This window comes from Gracilibacillus salitolerans (assembly GCF_009650095.1).
GTDB lineage: Bacteria > Bacillota > Bacilli > Bacillales > Amphibacillaceae > Gracilibacillus > Gracilibacillus salitolerans.
In genome coordinates this window covers 4,407,374-4,421,196 of sequence record NZ_CP045915.1, presented here as the reverse complement: position 1 = coordinate 4,421,196, position 13,823 = coordinate 4,407,374, and the positions used below count along the sequence as shown (strand labels likewise).

13 protein-coding genes are annotated in these 13,823 nt (G+C 38.4%); all 13 read left to right on the top strand.

Going from position 1 to position 13,823, the window contains the following annotated elements:
• Positions 1-240 precede the first annotated feature (240 nt).
• The 13 genes from spoIID (at position 241) to GI584_RS20725 (ending at position 13,814) form a co-directional block, all read left to right on the top strand.
• Positions 241-1,302: a stage II sporulation protein D gene (spoIID, locus tag GI584_RS20785; RefSeq protein ID WP_100358977.1), complete on the top strand. Its 1,062-nt coding sequence runs from the start codon at positions 241-243 to the stop codon at positions 1,300-1,302.
• Between the two features lie 58 nt (positions 1,303-1,360).
• Positions 1,361-2,266, top strand: a complete 906-nt coding sequence (locus GI584_RS20780; RefSeq protein WP_153792490.1) for a stage II sporulation protein SpoIIQ — start codon at positions 1,361-1,363, stop codon at positions 2,264-2,266.
• 199 nt (positions 2,267-2,465) lie between these two features.
• Positions 2,466-3,497, top strand: coding sequence for an AimR family lysis-lysogeny pheromone receptor (locus GI584_RS20775; protein ID WP_153792489.1), 1,032 nt, complete (start codon positions 2,466-2,468; stop codon positions 3,495-3,497).
• Positions 3,498-3,919: 422 nt separating this feature from the next.
• Positions 3,920-4,210, top strand: a complete 291-nt coding sequence (gene spoIIID, locus GI584_RS20770) for a sporulation transcriptional regulator SpoIIID (RefSeq protein WP_100358980.1) — start codon at positions 3,920-3,922, stop codon at positions 4,208-4,210.
• Positions 4,211-4,501: 291 nt separating this feature from the next.
• On the top strand, positions 4,502-5,500 hold the full coding sequence (gene mreB / locus GI584_RS20765) for a rod shape-determining protein (protein WP_100358981.1): 999 nt from the start codon (positions 4,502-4,504) through the stop codon (positions 5,498-5,500).
• Between the two features lie 82 nt (positions 5,501-5,582).
• Positions 5,583-6,407 carry a flagellar hook-basal body protein gene (locus GI584_RS20760; RefSeq protein WP_100358982.1) on the top strand — a complete coding sequence of 275 codons (825 nt, stop codon included), beginning with the start codon at positions 5,583-5,585 and terminating at the stop codon, positions 6,405-6,407.
• Positions 6,408-6,425: 18 nt separating this feature from the next.
• Entirely contained in the window at positions 6,426-7,256 is an 831-nt protein-coding gene (locus GI584_RS20755) for a flagellar hook-basal body protein (RefSeq protein WP_153792488.1), read from the top strand.
• A 28-nt stretch (positions 7,257-7,284) separates the two neighbouring features.
• A complete protein-coding gene (locus tag GI584_RS20750) occupies positions 7,285-7,581 on the top strand; it encodes a DNA-directed RNA polymerase subunit beta (protein WP_153792487.1) in 297 nt (98 codons plus the stop codon).
• 273 nt (positions 7,582-7,854) lie between these two features.
• Positions 7,855-8,271 (top strand): 3-hydroxyacyl-ACP dehydratase FabZ, encoded by a 417-nt coding sequence (gene fabZ, locus GI584_RS20745; protein WP_100358985.1) that lies wholly within the window; start codon positions 7,855-7,857, stop codon positions 8,269-8,271.
• A 168-nt stretch (positions 8,272-8,439) separates the two neighbouring features.
• A complete protein-coding gene (locus GI584_RS20740) occupies positions 8,440-8,745 on the top strand; it encodes a hypothetical protein (protein ID WP_153792486.1) in 306 nt (101 codons plus the stop codon).
• Between the two features lie 250 nt (positions 8,746-8,995).
• Complete coding sequence (locus GI584_RS20735) at positions 8,996-9,838, top strand: TetR/AcrR family transcriptional regulator (protein ID WP_153792485.1); 843 nt, start codon at positions 8,996-8,998, stop codon at positions 9,836-9,838.
• A gap of 23 nt (positions 9,839-9,861) precedes the next feature.
• On the top strand, positions 9,862-10,722 hold the full coding sequence (locus GI584_RS20730; RefSeq protein ID WP_153792484.1) for an efflux RND transporter periplasmic adaptor subunit: 861 nt from the start codon (positions 9,862-9,864) through the stop codon (positions 10,720-10,722).
• A 2-nt stretch (positions 10,723-10,724) separates the two neighbouring features.
• On the top strand, positions 10,725-13,814 hold the full coding sequence (locus GI584_RS20725; protein ID WP_153792483.1) for an efflux RND transporter permease subunit: 3,090 nt from the start codon (positions 10,725-10,727) through the stop codon (positions 13,812-13,814).
• The last annotated feature ends 9 nt before the right edge of the window (positions 13,815-13,823 follow it).

Below are 13,823 nucleotides of genomic sequence, written 5' to 3'. Positions count from 1 at the left end.
TTCTTGTCTCATATTACTAGGTCAGTTCATTGAAAGCTAGTCCTCTTTTCTCATTACTAGGAATAATCTAGCTTCCATTAGAATTTTCTCTCACCTACTTATGATCACATGTTTATCTTACTGTGTTGTTAGTCCAAGCCCTACATTCTATAGAGCGTTTTTGAGCTTTTCTTTGTTCTAATCTCCTATTCTTATGAATAAGATAGAGTAGAAACACAAGAAACACAGAGGAGGTTATCCATGGCCAGGTGGCAGAATAAACAATCACCAATAAACTGGAAATTACCAACTATCATCACCATCACCATTTTACTTACATTAATGTTTGTCATCCCAACCCTTATTGTTATACCTTTTACTGGGGATGAATCAACACAAGCATCCATAGAATCAGAAACCGTCAGCAGCAATACAACAACGGAAACGCCCATTTCATTAGAATCTCCTTTTGATGTCCAGGTATTAAGAACGGAAACAAATCAAGTGGAAGAGATCCCATTAGAAGAGTATGTAACGCATGTGGTTGCCTCCGAAATGCCTGCAGATTTTGAAATTGAAGCATTAAAAGCACAGGCATTGGCAGCAAGAACCTTTATTGTTCGATTTCTGATGCAAGAGAATAAAGAAGAACTTGCTGGTGGCGCTGATGTGTATGACACCATCGAACATCAAGTATATAAAAATACAGATGAACTAAGACAAGTATGGGGTAGTGATTACCATTGGAAAATCGATAAAATCACAGAAGCAGTAGCTGCAACCCAAGGACAGATTATTACGTATAGTAATGAACCAATCACCGCATCCTTTTTTTCGACAAGTAATGGCTATACGGAAAACTCCGAAGATTATTGGGAAGGTGAACTGCCTTATTTACGATCTGTTGAAAGTCCGTGGGATGAAGAAATATCCCCTAAATTTTTTGACCAAAAAATATTCACTGTAGCTGACTTGGAAGATAAATTAAATATCGATCTATCAAACTCGGTAGAAGATTTTCAACTGACAAGAACAGAGAGTAAAAGGGTAGAGACTGCAACAATTGGTGGAAAGACCTTCTCTGGACGTGATATTCGTGATCACCTCCAGCTTCCATCAAGTGATTTCACGATTACTAGCAAAGATGATCATTATGTCTTTACAACGAAAGGATATGGGCATGGTGTTGGAATGAGTCAATACGGCGCAAATGGGATGGCGCAAGACGGAAAAACATATCAAGAGATCATCGAACATTATTATCAAGGAGTGCAAGTAAGTACGCTAGAACAAGCAACTCCGACGCTTTTAGCAAAAAAATAAAAAAAACATGTATAATTCTTCCTCTTTATGATCACAATGGTTGCTGAGGTGATGCATAATGGAGGAAAACAAGAACGTTTCAAAAAATAGTTGGAAACGTATCTTCAAGAAAAGATGGTTTTTTCCTGCTGTATATCTAGCGGTAGCTGCTCTACTTTTAACAGGGGTTCTATGGTACCAAAATGCTATTAATGAAGGACCAGACTTAGCTGAGGACATGGAGAATCAATTAGATGATCTTGCAACTGATCAAGAAGCACAAGATGAAGAAGACGCAACTACTGTCATGCAACAACAGGAAGTATTAGAGATGCCAGTTTCAGAAGACTTGCAAGCGGAAATCGTGACCAAATTTTATGATTATGGAGCAGATGCAGAAGAACAAGAACAGGCGCTTATTCTACACCAAAACAAATACTATCAAAGTGATGGGATTGCCATCTCTACTTCTGACCATCAGGCATTTGATGTAAAAGCATCTTTGTCTGGAACAGTTACAGAAGTGAAGCAAGATCCATTACTAGGTAATGTGGTGAAGATGGAGCATGAGCAGGGTATTTCCACATACTATGCTAGTTTAGACGAAGTATTTGCCGAAGAGGGCAATAAGCTAGAGCAAGGGCAAACCATCGGAACAGCTGGACAGAATACATTTGGTCAAGATAATGGTGTACACGTTCATTTTGAAGTAAGAAAAGACGGAGAACCAGTCAACCCAGAGGATTTTATTAATCAACCAATTAATAAGATTGTAGCACCTGATCAAAACAAGGAAGAAGATAAGGAACCTGCTACAGAAGGTGAAGACAAAGAAGACGAGAGTTCAGAGGAAAACGATAGCTCAACGGAAGAAGAAAACGCAACGGATGATGAGAACACAACAGAAGACAGCTCAACGGAATCAGAAGACAATGCCAATTCAGAAAATGAAACTGAATCATCAAGAGCTATGGAACATGCGTAAACAAAATCTCCTTACCTGTGAAAAAGGTAGGGAGATTTTTCATTTTTCAACGCTATTCTGATATTTTCTACTCACAAGCTATGAAAATTAATAAAAAACTGTCGATATCGCCAACTATTTGACGAACGATTCTATCAAAAAACCTATTGCATAATTTCTTGAATGTGAAATAATAAGTAACTGTGAAAGGAGATTAGTTATGGTACAAACAAAAAAGAGGATTGGGACAATGCGCGAATATTTTGAATCTGAAAAGCAAATGCAACTACCACAATTTTTAACAATGATCAGCATAGATAGCGACGAAGCTGCACAGTTAGAACTGACAAAAGACTTTCTGTATCAAAGCAACTCTGACGTAGATAAACGATTAGCTCTAGAATATTTTTATATCAACCAATGCTATCAAGAATTACAATATTTTATAGAAGTAAACAAAGAAAGTATGAATGAATTAAATCGAGAGTTAGCTCTACTATATCAATTCATGCTAGATTTAGAAAATGGAAAACCTGTTCATAAAATAAGGACTCTCGCGAAATCGGTTTCCATTCATCATCCTGAATTGAGATGTTTAAAATACTTTTTAAATATAGAAATAAACATAAAAGTTTACAATTATGAACGAATAGGTTACTATTTGAACAAAATTCAAAAACATCTACGTCATCTAGACAATCCACTATTTATTACATTCTTTCAGATTAGAATGCAAATCTTATTATTTAACTACTATTGGAAGAGGAATGAGTTAATTTTAGCTAGAAAGCACGCCTATGAAGCGTTACAAATGCCTCACCACGTTAAACAAAAAGCACAACTCCACCTAGACTTGGCACTCAGTTATATATACGAAGATTTTGAATCTAGTGTTTATCATATCGAAGAGGCAAAGTACATAGCTAATTGCTTAGACGATCAGGAAACATTAGAACATATTGAGAATCATACGTATCCATTTATTTGTGCTCACTTTGGGAAGATAAATGGGGTATCAACAAAGAATCCAATAGAACAAGCCCACCTAGAGATTGCGAAAGGAAACTTTCAATTGGCGAAGGATATGTTAGAAAATCTAGATATTACAACTCCATTTACACAATATTATTTAGGATTGGCAACAAGAAAGCAACATTTTTTCATATATTCTTATCAATACTTTATGGAGAAAAGGAGTGATCACTTTTTTGCAAGATTGCCACTTAAGGCTTCCGAAGGTTTAGGAATATAACGAAAATATGGGAGTGGGAGAAAAGTCTATGAAGTTTGTAAAAAAGGTTGATCCAGATTACGGTGATATTGGTTGAAAAAAGTGATGACGAGAGTCATCACTTTTTTAATCCTCTTCACATGAAGAGAAAGTCATATCTCGCCAAGATATTGATGCAGTGTTAAACCCATATCAGTCCAGTCCAATTGCAGAACCAACTTGACCTGGACAACTCTATCCGATACGGTTCAAAAGCCACTCACTTGCGTGCAGACCCAAAATTTACAGTCATATTGGGATGTGCTGTTTAATATGATGGTACAAATTATGTTTTATTTGTCTAAGGTGAGGATGCAGTTATTTTAGGTATTGTGGATAATTTTATATGGTAGTACTTGTCTCTGTTCACACCTTAGACTGACAACTTTTGGGAGGCGAGTGATGTGCATGACTACATCAAAGAGAGAACATTAAGGATTGGAAGGTACATTGTCGAAACGAAGAAAACGGTTCGAGTTATCGCCAAGGAATTTGGAGTTTCAAAAAGTACAGTACACAAAGACCTAACAGAGCGCTTACCAGAAATACATCCCGAACTAGCTAATGAAGTCAAAGACGTATTAAGCCACCATAAAGCAATTCGACACCTACGGGGTGGAGAAGCAACCAAAATGAAATATCAACTTCATGGTAATAAAGAACCACTCGAAACAGAAGAATTATTAACAAAATAACTCAATGATATCCTCTCTAATTCATACATATACCTTCATGTGAACAACCATACTAATAACAGATACTCCTTACTATTATGTATATTTCGTCAAATTCAATAAAAATAATAAAATAAACGACATTTTTTATGGAAAGATATAACGATATCCATCATTTTATGATATTATATATAATTAGAGGTATTATGTACCATAATGGAGAAACGACATCTACTAGCAGACGATATAAACATCATAAATTGATCGACATAAAACTCAAGTAAGGTAATGAAATAGGGAGGATAACCGTACATGTTTTCAAGAGATATTGGAATAGATTTAGGAACTGCGAATGTACTTATTCATGTAAAAGGAAAAGGTATTGTACTGGATGAACCGTCCGTTGTTGCGATGGACCGCAATACGGGAAAAGTGTTAGAAGTTGGTGAAGAAGCACGACGTATGGTTGGGCGTACACCAGGTAATATCGAAGCAATTCGTCCACTAAAGGATGGAGTCATCGCAGATTTCGATGTCACAGAATCGATGCTTAAATATTTTATTAATAAAATTAATGTCAAAGGATTTTTATCGAAACCAAGAATGCTAATTTGTTGCCCAACTAACATTACGAAGGTAGAACAAAAAGCGATTAAAGAAGCGGCGGAAAAATCTGGCGGTAAAAAAGTCTACTTAGAAGAAGAACCAAAAGTAGCAGCAATTGGTGCAGGGATGGATATTTTCCAACCGAGTGGAAATATGGTCGTTGATATCGGTGGTGGAACAACAGATATCGCTGTCTTGTCTATGGGAGATATCGTAACAGCACAATCGATTAAAATGGCCGGGGACAAATTCGATGGTGAAATTCTTCAACATGTAAAGCGTAAATATAAATTATTAATCGGTGAAAGAACTGCAGAAGATATTAAAGTTAACGTGGCGACAGTTTTTCAAGGTGCTCGCAACGAAGAAATCGATATCCGCGGACGTGATATGGTAACTGGTTTACCAAGAACAATCACAATCCGTTCGGACGAAGTGGAAGAAGCTCTCAGAGAATCGATCGCATTAATTGTCCAATCAGCGAAGACCGTTTTAGAAAAAACTCCACCAGAATTATCCGCAGATATTATCGACAGAGGTGTTATTCTAACAGGTGGCGGTGCGCTGTTGAATGGATTAGATCAATTACTGGCAGAAGAATTGAAAGTACCAGTTCTATTAGCAGAAGAACCAATGAATTGTGTGGCAAAAGGTACAGGCATTATGTTGGATAACATCGATAAATTAGAACGGTCGATTGTTTAATACATAAGAAAAGTTTCGTACTTCCCGAATACTATCTTAATACATAAACAACCTTTGCGTCACTTGGAGAGGAGTTCGACTCATGCTTAGAGGTTTTTACACGGCTACAAATGGAATGATGGCACAACAACGTAGACAAGAAGTGTTGTCCAATAATATGACGAATGCACAGACACCTGGATATAAACAAGATCAAACACCACTAAGAGCATTCCCGGAATTGTTAATTCAGCGTATGGAAAACCGTGATATTCCAAATTCGCAGGGTACCACCGTACCATCAATGACCGAAATCGGTGCTATTAACACGGGGGTATATGTACATGAAACAATCCCGGATTTCATACAGGGAAGCCTTAGGGAAACAGGTGTTTCAACAGATATGGCGTTAGTTCAAGGTGAAACACCGGATGAGGAAGGTTCTATCTTTTTTACCGTGCAAAATGGTGAAGGGGATGTTCGTTATACAAGAAACGGCAATTTCACTGTTGATGGTGAAGGGAATTTAACAACTAATAATGGCTATTATGTCTTAGATGATACAGGGAACACGATTAATACGGATAACTTAGCATTTACGGTGACACCAGAAGGAATGGTACAGTTAGACGGAGAAGAGGTTCCACTGGGGATTTCTTATAGTGCAAATTCGAACGATTTAGTAAAGAACGGACAAGACTTATTTGAACTTGCAGAAGATGGTGCAGCATTAGCTGATGCCAGAGGTGTAGCTGGATTGCAATTTAATATCCAGCAAAACCATTTAGAAAACGCTAATGTGGACGAAGCACAAACGATGACAGATATGATGCAAGCGTACCGAAGTTTTGAAGCAAATCAAAAAGTAGTCCAACAATACGATCGCAGTTTAGACAAAGCTGTTAATGAAATTGCGCGACTCGGATGATAAAAGGGGTAGAAGCAAATGACAAGAATGACCTTCCAAGCTGCCGTAACGATGGGCCAATTACAAAAACGATTAGATAATATCGGAAATAATATTGCGAATGTCAATACAGCAGGTTATAAGAATCGTGACGCGACTTTCTCTTCCTTGCTGTCACAGCAAATCAATACCGAGCCGGACCCTACAAATCCAGAAGGTCGATTAACACCGGACGGATTGCGTGTTGGGACAGGGGCAAAACTTGGTCATACTAATTTTAATTTTTCACAAGGATCGTTACAGGAAACGGATCGAAACCTTGATGTCGCTTTATTAGAAGACAACCACCTTTTTCAGGTAGCAGTCAATGAAAATGGTGAAGAGGAAGTCCGTTATACAAGAGCAGGGAATTTTTATTTGACACCGTTAGAGGATGAACAGGTGATGCTTGTTAATTCTGATGGGCATCCTGTCCTTGGAGCTGGTGGAGCACCGATTGTGTTAGATGATGATATGGAAGACCTGAAAATTGAGAGAAATGGTACGATTAATGTAACGCGTAATGGTGTGCAAGCTGTAGAAGGACAATTAGAAATTGTTGAAGCCGTACGCCCGCGATTGTTAGAGGCTGCTGGTAACAGTTTATTCCGTTTATCTGAACAATCGCTTGAAAATTATCCTTTTGAAGAAATCATCAATGGGGTTGAATTAGCAGATGTAAGCATGGAAAGTGGTTCGTTAGAAGCTTCCAATGTAGACTTGGCAAAACAAACGACAGAAATGATTGAAACGCAGCGAGCATATCAATTTAATGCACGAACAATCTCAATGCATGACCAAATGAAAGGTCTAATTAATCAGTTGAGATAGTGTAGTTTTTAATAAGGAGTCATCCCCTATGTCACAGGAAACAAAAAGTAACAATACAAAAAAAGTAAATGAAAAAAAACAAGCTCAAACAAAGACCAATAAGGAAAAAAGAGCGGACAGGAAGAAACAAAAACAAGAAGAGAGAAAATATGTCCGCCGTCTCATTCCCATTTGGGCAAAAGTTATGATTGTTGTCTTGTTAAGTTTATTTGCTTTAATGATCGGTCTCATTATAGGTTTTAGCATACTTGGCGATGGCAGCCCATTAGACGTCTTGAAATGGGAAACCTGGCAACATATTATTGATTATGTTAAAGAAGACTAACACAGCTTATCACTCAATGTGTTCGTTTATGAGGCTGTGAATAATTAAACACACATTTGATTACACACGTGATTTCTCCATCGAATTCACGTGTTTTTTTATTGGTATGCTAGGCAGAAGACTTATCAAAGAGAAAGAAGCATTATAGAGGAATTGTAGTAGCACCAATTATATTTAGATTCCATTAAAGGGATAGACGGCTTCTTTCTCAAGCTATGCTTTTTTTCATGCTTTTTGATATACTTTAATGGAATGAGGAAAGGAGTTATACATATGGATATTGAACAAATCAAAGAAACGATTCCACATCGTTATCCATTTCTATTAGTGGACGCGATCACAGAACAAGATGACAAACGAATTGTCGGGAAAAAGAATGTAACGATTAATGAACCATTTTTTCAAGGGCATTTCCCAGACTATCCTGTTATGCCAGGTGTATTAATTGTGGAAGCTCTAGCACAGGTCGGTGCGGTTGCGATTTTGAGTAAAGAAGAAAACAAAGGAAAAATCGGTTTCCTTGCGGGGATTGACAAATGCCGTTTTAAACGTCAGGTAAAACCAGGAGATCAACTCCTTCTTGAAGTCGAGATTATCCGTATTAAAGGACCAATTGGCAAAGGAAAAGCCGTTGCAACTGTAGACGGAGAATTAGCTTGCGAAGCGGAAATTACATTTGCAGTAAAATAAGTGAAAGGGAAGCTTTGTTGAGCTTCTCTTTTTTTAATTTCCACACTAAATTAACCTCCTTGTTGTTAAAAATTCACATTCAACAAAAATATTAATTAAAATTATGGCATATTTTGTAGATTATTTGGTTAACCTAGCATTGAACACGACTTAAAAGGAGGATATCACATGGAATTAAAATACGTTAAGTATCTTTCAGCTTTGTTATTATCGCTAGCTCTGTTAGCTGGTTGTGCACAAAATGAAGAAGAAGAGCCACCACTGGAAGAAGAGCAACCACAACAAGATGAGCAAGCTCCAACCGATGAGGCTCCAGATGGTGGAAACGAAGGTAATGGTGGCACTGATGGTGGAACAGGCGAAGATATTGGTGAAAATGCGGAAGAAAACTTAGACGAAGCAGAAGAAAATATGGAAGATGCCATTGAGAATGGTGAAGGACCGATGAAAGACGAAGATAATCCACAAGAATAATGGCTCGTCTGAAAACCTAACATGGAAAGTTAAAACCCTGTTTCAATACGAAGCAGGGTTTATTTAAGGTTTTAATCCATCGATCGCATTTTCGGACGTTTCCCCTTGATCTTCTGCCCCATTTTCATTGAAATTCTAGGATATTACTGGTATAGTATATTTCTGACTGACCAGTCATTCATAACATGCAAAAAAGTGAAACATTAATGATGCGTAAACCGTATTAGAGAAAGTGAGGCGCTGCCGAGATATGGACATTAAAAAGAAGCGGATGATAGAAGTGAGTTTAAAACTCTTCTCGGAAAAGGGATTTCACTCTACTTCTATTCAGGAAATTGCTGATCGAAGTGATGTTTCTAAAGGAGCATTCTACTTACATTTTGAATCAAAAGATGATTTGCTCGTGGAGATTTTTAAATATTATTCAGAAACAGTACTACAAAAGATAAATAAAATTCAACACGATACAAGTAATCCTTTTGATCAATTCACCAAACAGATTGAAGCATTTCTTCGATTGTTTAAAGAACACAGGGAATATCTCATGATGCATTTCCGTGACAATATCCACCTTGGTGAAAGGATGGATGATTTGATTTTTAACCTACATAAACAGTCTTATGATTGGATGGAAGACCGGATAATCAATATTTACGGTGAAGAAGTGAAGTGCTATTTGGTGGACATCATTATCCAAATAGATGGGATGATAAGTGGGTATTTCAAATGGATTGCCATTCATGATCTTACATTCGATCCTGGTCAACTAGCTGCTTACATCACAAAAAATATAGATGTCCTGGTGCGATCGATTTTAACAGCGTCTGCACCTCCGTTTTTTCAATATCAGGATTTACACCGGTTCAAACAAAGAAATGACCAGACAATTCAAGCCGTTATCAAGCAAATAAAAAATCAAATCACAGAAATGGAAAGAGGTGAAAGAGAAAAGATAACAGAAGCATTACATGTGCTCGAAGAAGAATGGCAAAAACAAGAACCAAAAGACATTATTATTCAAAGTATGATCGAGCATTTAGAAACTTATACAACTATTAAATCAACCGTTCAAACGCTAAAAACATATCTATAAAAAAATCGAGAGGGGACAAGAAGATGAAGCGTTTATTATTATTACTAATGATTGTGATCATCACATTAGTTGCGTGTTCGGAAAACAGCGAGGAAGAAGAAGACCAAGTAGAACGCGTCACACCAGTAGAAACAGGAGAAGTTACGACAGGAGATCTTGTCATGGAACGTACCTTCTATGGTCGTACAATGCCAAATCAAACATCTCCGGTAATTCCTTCGGTAGCAGGTGAAATCGATGAACTAGAAGTGGAAAATGGAGACAAAGTAGAAGAAGATGATGAAATTGCGACGATTTCCAGTCCACAAGGGAGCATCAAAGTAGAAGCACCAGCAACAGGGACTATCTCTCAAATGGAAGCAAAAGAAGGCTCCATGGTTTCCAATCAGGATCCATTAGCAATGGTCATAGATTTGGAGCAGTTAACCGTGCAATTACAAGTACCTGACGTACAACTAGACTTATTTGAAAAAGGGAAAGAAGTAACTCTTCTATTACAAAGCGCAGAGGAAGAAACACACGAAGCAGAGATTGAATATGTAGCAGACTCCGCCAATGAAGCGGGACTATTCCCAATCGATCTTTCATTCGATAATGAAACAACACATTACAAAGCAGGAGTTATCGCTACCGTTGTTTTAGAAGATACGGTAATTGAAGATTCACTGTTAATCCCAACGGCGGCATTAGTCGAAGAAAATGATGAAACATATGTGTACGTTGTGGAAGAAGATACAGCAAAAAAGATAGAAGTTACTGTTCAGGCGACACAATCAGAGGTAACAGCTATTCAAGCTGAGCTTAACGAAGGAGATCAAATCATTACAAGTGGGCAATTGACACTTGTAGATGGCAGCAAAATTAGTGTAGTAGAGGAGGATTAATCATGAAACTAGTCAATACATCAGTTAAACGGCCAGTCGGGGTCATCATGATTGTCCTCGCTATTATTGCAATGGGTGTTATATCAGTTCGAAATTTAGCGATAGATCTTTTCCCAGAAATTGATTTACCAATTGCAGTGGTTGCGACCAGCTATCCAGATGCAGCACCTCAAGAGGTCGAAAAACTAGTGTCAGAACCAATTGAGGGCGGTCTTAGCTCGATTGAAGGGGTGAACACGATTCAATCCCAATCGCAAACAGGATCTTCCCTTGTGATTATTATGTTCGAAAATGGAACCAACCTCGATAATGCCTTGCTCGAGGTCAGGGAAAGTGTAGACCAGGTCAAAGCGATGCTGCCGGATGGTGCCAATGACCCGAGTGTTCTGCGCTTTAACCCAAATCAAATGCCAATTATGTGGGTAGGCTTAACAGGTAGTGATACCACCACCTTACAAACGGTAGCAGAGGATACCATTCAACCGTATTTTGAGCGACAAAGCGGTGTGGCTTCTGTCAGTGTTGAGGGTGGCGAAGAAAGAATAATTGAATTAGAGTTAAATCGGTCAGCCATGATGCAATATGGTGTTTCGACGCAATCGATCCAACAAGCGTTACAAGGAGCTAATCAGTCCGGATCAGCAGGCGCCATTCAACAAGGAGATCAAGATTTACAACTGCGTGTGGATGGTACATTTGAATCGGTAGATGATATTGCCCATTCTATTATACAAACACCACAAGGTGCACAAATTACTATCGAAGATGTAGCGGAGGTCAAGGATACCTTACAAAAAAATGGGACAACACTTGTAAACAATGAAACAGCCGTTGTATTAAGTATTTTAAAACAATCAGACGGAAATACTGTGGAAGTATCGGATAATGTATTAGCTGCTATGGATGACTTAAATGAAGATCTGCCGGAAGGTGTCAGTCTTGATGTAGTAGTAGATACGTCAGATTTTATTAAACAATCGATTAATTCTGTTATTCAGAATATGATTTTTGGTGGAATTTTCGCCTTATTAGTATTGCTGTTATTCCTGAAAAGTGTAAGAGCGACACTTGTTATCGGGGTATCGATCCCTATTGCAATTGTTTCAACGTTTGTACTGTTGTATTTCACCGGTGAGACGTTGAACGTACTAACAATGGGTGGTCTCGCGCTCGGTATCGGGATGATGGTCGACAGTTCAATTGTTATACTCGAAAATATTGTCTCTTACAGGCAAAAAGGCTATAACATCAAAGAAGCAGCAATCAAGGGTGCATCAGAGCTTGCACCAGCTGTAATTGCGTCAACGACGACAACATTAGTAGTATTTCTGCCAATTGTTTTTGTTGAAGGGATGGCGTCGGAATTATTTACACCATTAGCATTAACCGTTTCTTTTGCATTAATTGCATCACTCGCAGTTTCAGTCACATTAATCCCGATGTTATCATCCAAACTTTTAACAAAAGCGATGCAGAATAACGGTCGCCGTTACTGGTTCGATCGTTTCTTACAGAAAGTAATTAATGGCTATCAACGAGTGATTGAAAAAGCCTTGAAACTACGGAAAACAACGATTGCGATTACGATTGCCGCAATCATCGCAAGTGTTTCTTTAATTCCGTTTATCGGTACTGCCTTTATTCCGGAAGGTGATCAAGGTCAGTTAGGTATCACAGTGGAAACTCCAACAGGTACAAATGAAGAGAAACGACTTGCAATCACCGAACAAGTAAATGAAAAGCTGGCAGAATACGATGAAGTTATTGATGTCAGCTATGTAACTGTCGGTGGTGGCAATCCGGAAGACGCAATGATGACAGGAGGTTCGGATGCCTCTTATCAAATTCAATTATTACCAGCGGATGAACGAGATCAAACAACGGCATCAGTTGCTCAACAATTAGACGAAGAGTTACAAGATATTGCCGGAGCGGAAATTACCGTTAGTGAGGCAAGTTCTGGTGCTGGTTTAGGAGATCCGATCCAAATTCAAATTTCAGGTCCAGAAACCGAAGTATTACAGGAACTTTCAGATCAAGTACTGATGGTGTTAGAAGATGTGGAAGGTGTTTACAATCCAACATCATCTTTATCTGATACACAGCCGGAAATGGCGGTTCAAGTCGATCGTGACTTGGCAGCGCAATACGGTTTAAGCTATCAGGAAGTGATGAGTCAGATCCAACTTGGATTTACCGGTCAAACGATTATGCAGTATCGTGAAGCCGGAGAAGAAATGAATGTAAAATTAATATATCCGGAAGATCAGCGTTCAACAATTAATGATTTAGAAAATTTACTAATTCAAAACCAGCAAGGAACAACAATTCCTTTGCAGGCGATAGCTGATTTCGAACAAGAGCAAAGTGCCGCAACAATCTCACGTCAAAACCAACAACGCCAGGTTAATATTACATCCGGTATTGTTGGAAGTGATTTAGGTACGGTATCGCAAAATGTGGAAAATGCATTAGATTCCATTGGCTTTCCTGACGATTATGACTATTCTATCGGTGGTCAGGCAGAAGATATGGCTGAAGCCTTCGTTGACTTAGGTCTGGCGTTAGTATTATCGATTTTCCTAGTGTACGCCGTTATGGCTATCCAGTTTGAAAACTTCCTGCACCCGTTAATTATTATGTTCTCCATGCCTGCAACAGCAGTAGGGGTGTTTGGTGGTCTATTTATTACTGGTCAGCCATTATCGATCACAGCCTTTATCGGGGTGATTATGCTCGCCGGGATAGTGGTCAACAATGCGATCGTGCTTGTCGATTATATTAATATTCTCAGAAATCGTGGAATGGATCGACACGAAGCCATTGTCGAAGCCGGAAAAACAAGGTTACGTCCTATTTTAATGACAACCTTAACGACGATCCTAGCAATGGTCCCATTAGCCTTAGGATATGGCGAAGGTGCAGAAATGCAACAGCCAATGGCAATTACCGTAATTTTCGGTTTATTGACATCCAGTATCTTTACATTAGTATTAATTCCAGTCGTTTATACGTACTTTGATAACCTATCCGAGCGTATGAAAGGTTGGTTTACGAGAAAGAATAAGAAAGAGAAAGAAAAAGAAGCGTAAATGGACAGC

What these genes read in the sequence shown, in the direction of transcription:
- GI584_RS20735 (WP_153792485.1), top strand. Translation starts at nt 8,996, where the DNA reads ATGGACATTAAAAAGAAGCGGATGATAGAAGTGAGTTTAAAACTCTTC.
- GI584_RS20725 (WP_153792483.1), top strand. Translation starts at nt 10,725, where the DNA reads ATGAAACTAGTCAATACATCAGTTAAACGGCCAGTCGGGGTCATCATG.
- GI584_RS20760 (WP_100358982.1), top strand. Translation starts at nt 5,583, where the DNA reads ATGCTTAGAGGTTTTTACACGGCTACAAATGGAATGATGGCACAACAA.
- GI584_RS20775 (WP_153792489.1), top strand. Translation starts at nt 2,466, where the DNA reads ATGGTACAAACAAAAAAGAGGATTGGGACAATGCGCGAATATTTTGAA.
- fabZ (WP_100358985.1), top strand. Translation starts at nt 7,855, where the DNA reads ATGGATATTGAACAAATCAAAGAAACGATTCCACATCGTTATCCATTT.
- spoIID (WP_100358977.1), top strand. Translation starts at nt 241, where the DNA reads ATGGCCAGGTGGCAGAATAAACAATCACCAATAAACTGGAAATTACCA.
- GI584_RS20750 (WP_153792487.1), top strand. Translation starts at nt 7,285, where the DNA reads ATGTCACAGGAAACAAAAAGTAACAATACAAAAAAAGTAAATGAAAAA.
- GI584_RS20730 (WP_153792484.1), top strand. Translation starts at nt 9,862, where the DNA reads ATGAAGCGTTTATTATTATTACTAATGATTGTGATCATCACATTAGTT.
- GI584_RS20780 (WP_153792490.1), top strand. Translation starts at nt 1,361, where the DNA reads ATGGAGGAAAACAAGAACGTTTCAAAAAATAGTTGGAAACGTATCTTC.
- GI584_RS20740 (WP_153792486.1), top strand. Translation starts at nt 8,440, where the DNA reads ATGGAATTAAAATACGTTAAGTATCTTTCAGCTTTGTTATTATCGCTA.
- mreB (WP_100358981.1), top strand. Translation starts at nt 4,502, where the DNA reads ATGTTTTCAAGAGATATTGGAATAGATTTAGGAACTGCGAATGTACTT.
- GI584_RS20755 (WP_153792488.1), top strand. Translation starts at nt 6,426, where the DNA reads ATGACAAGAATGACCTTCCAAGCTGCCGTAACGATGGGCCAATTACAA.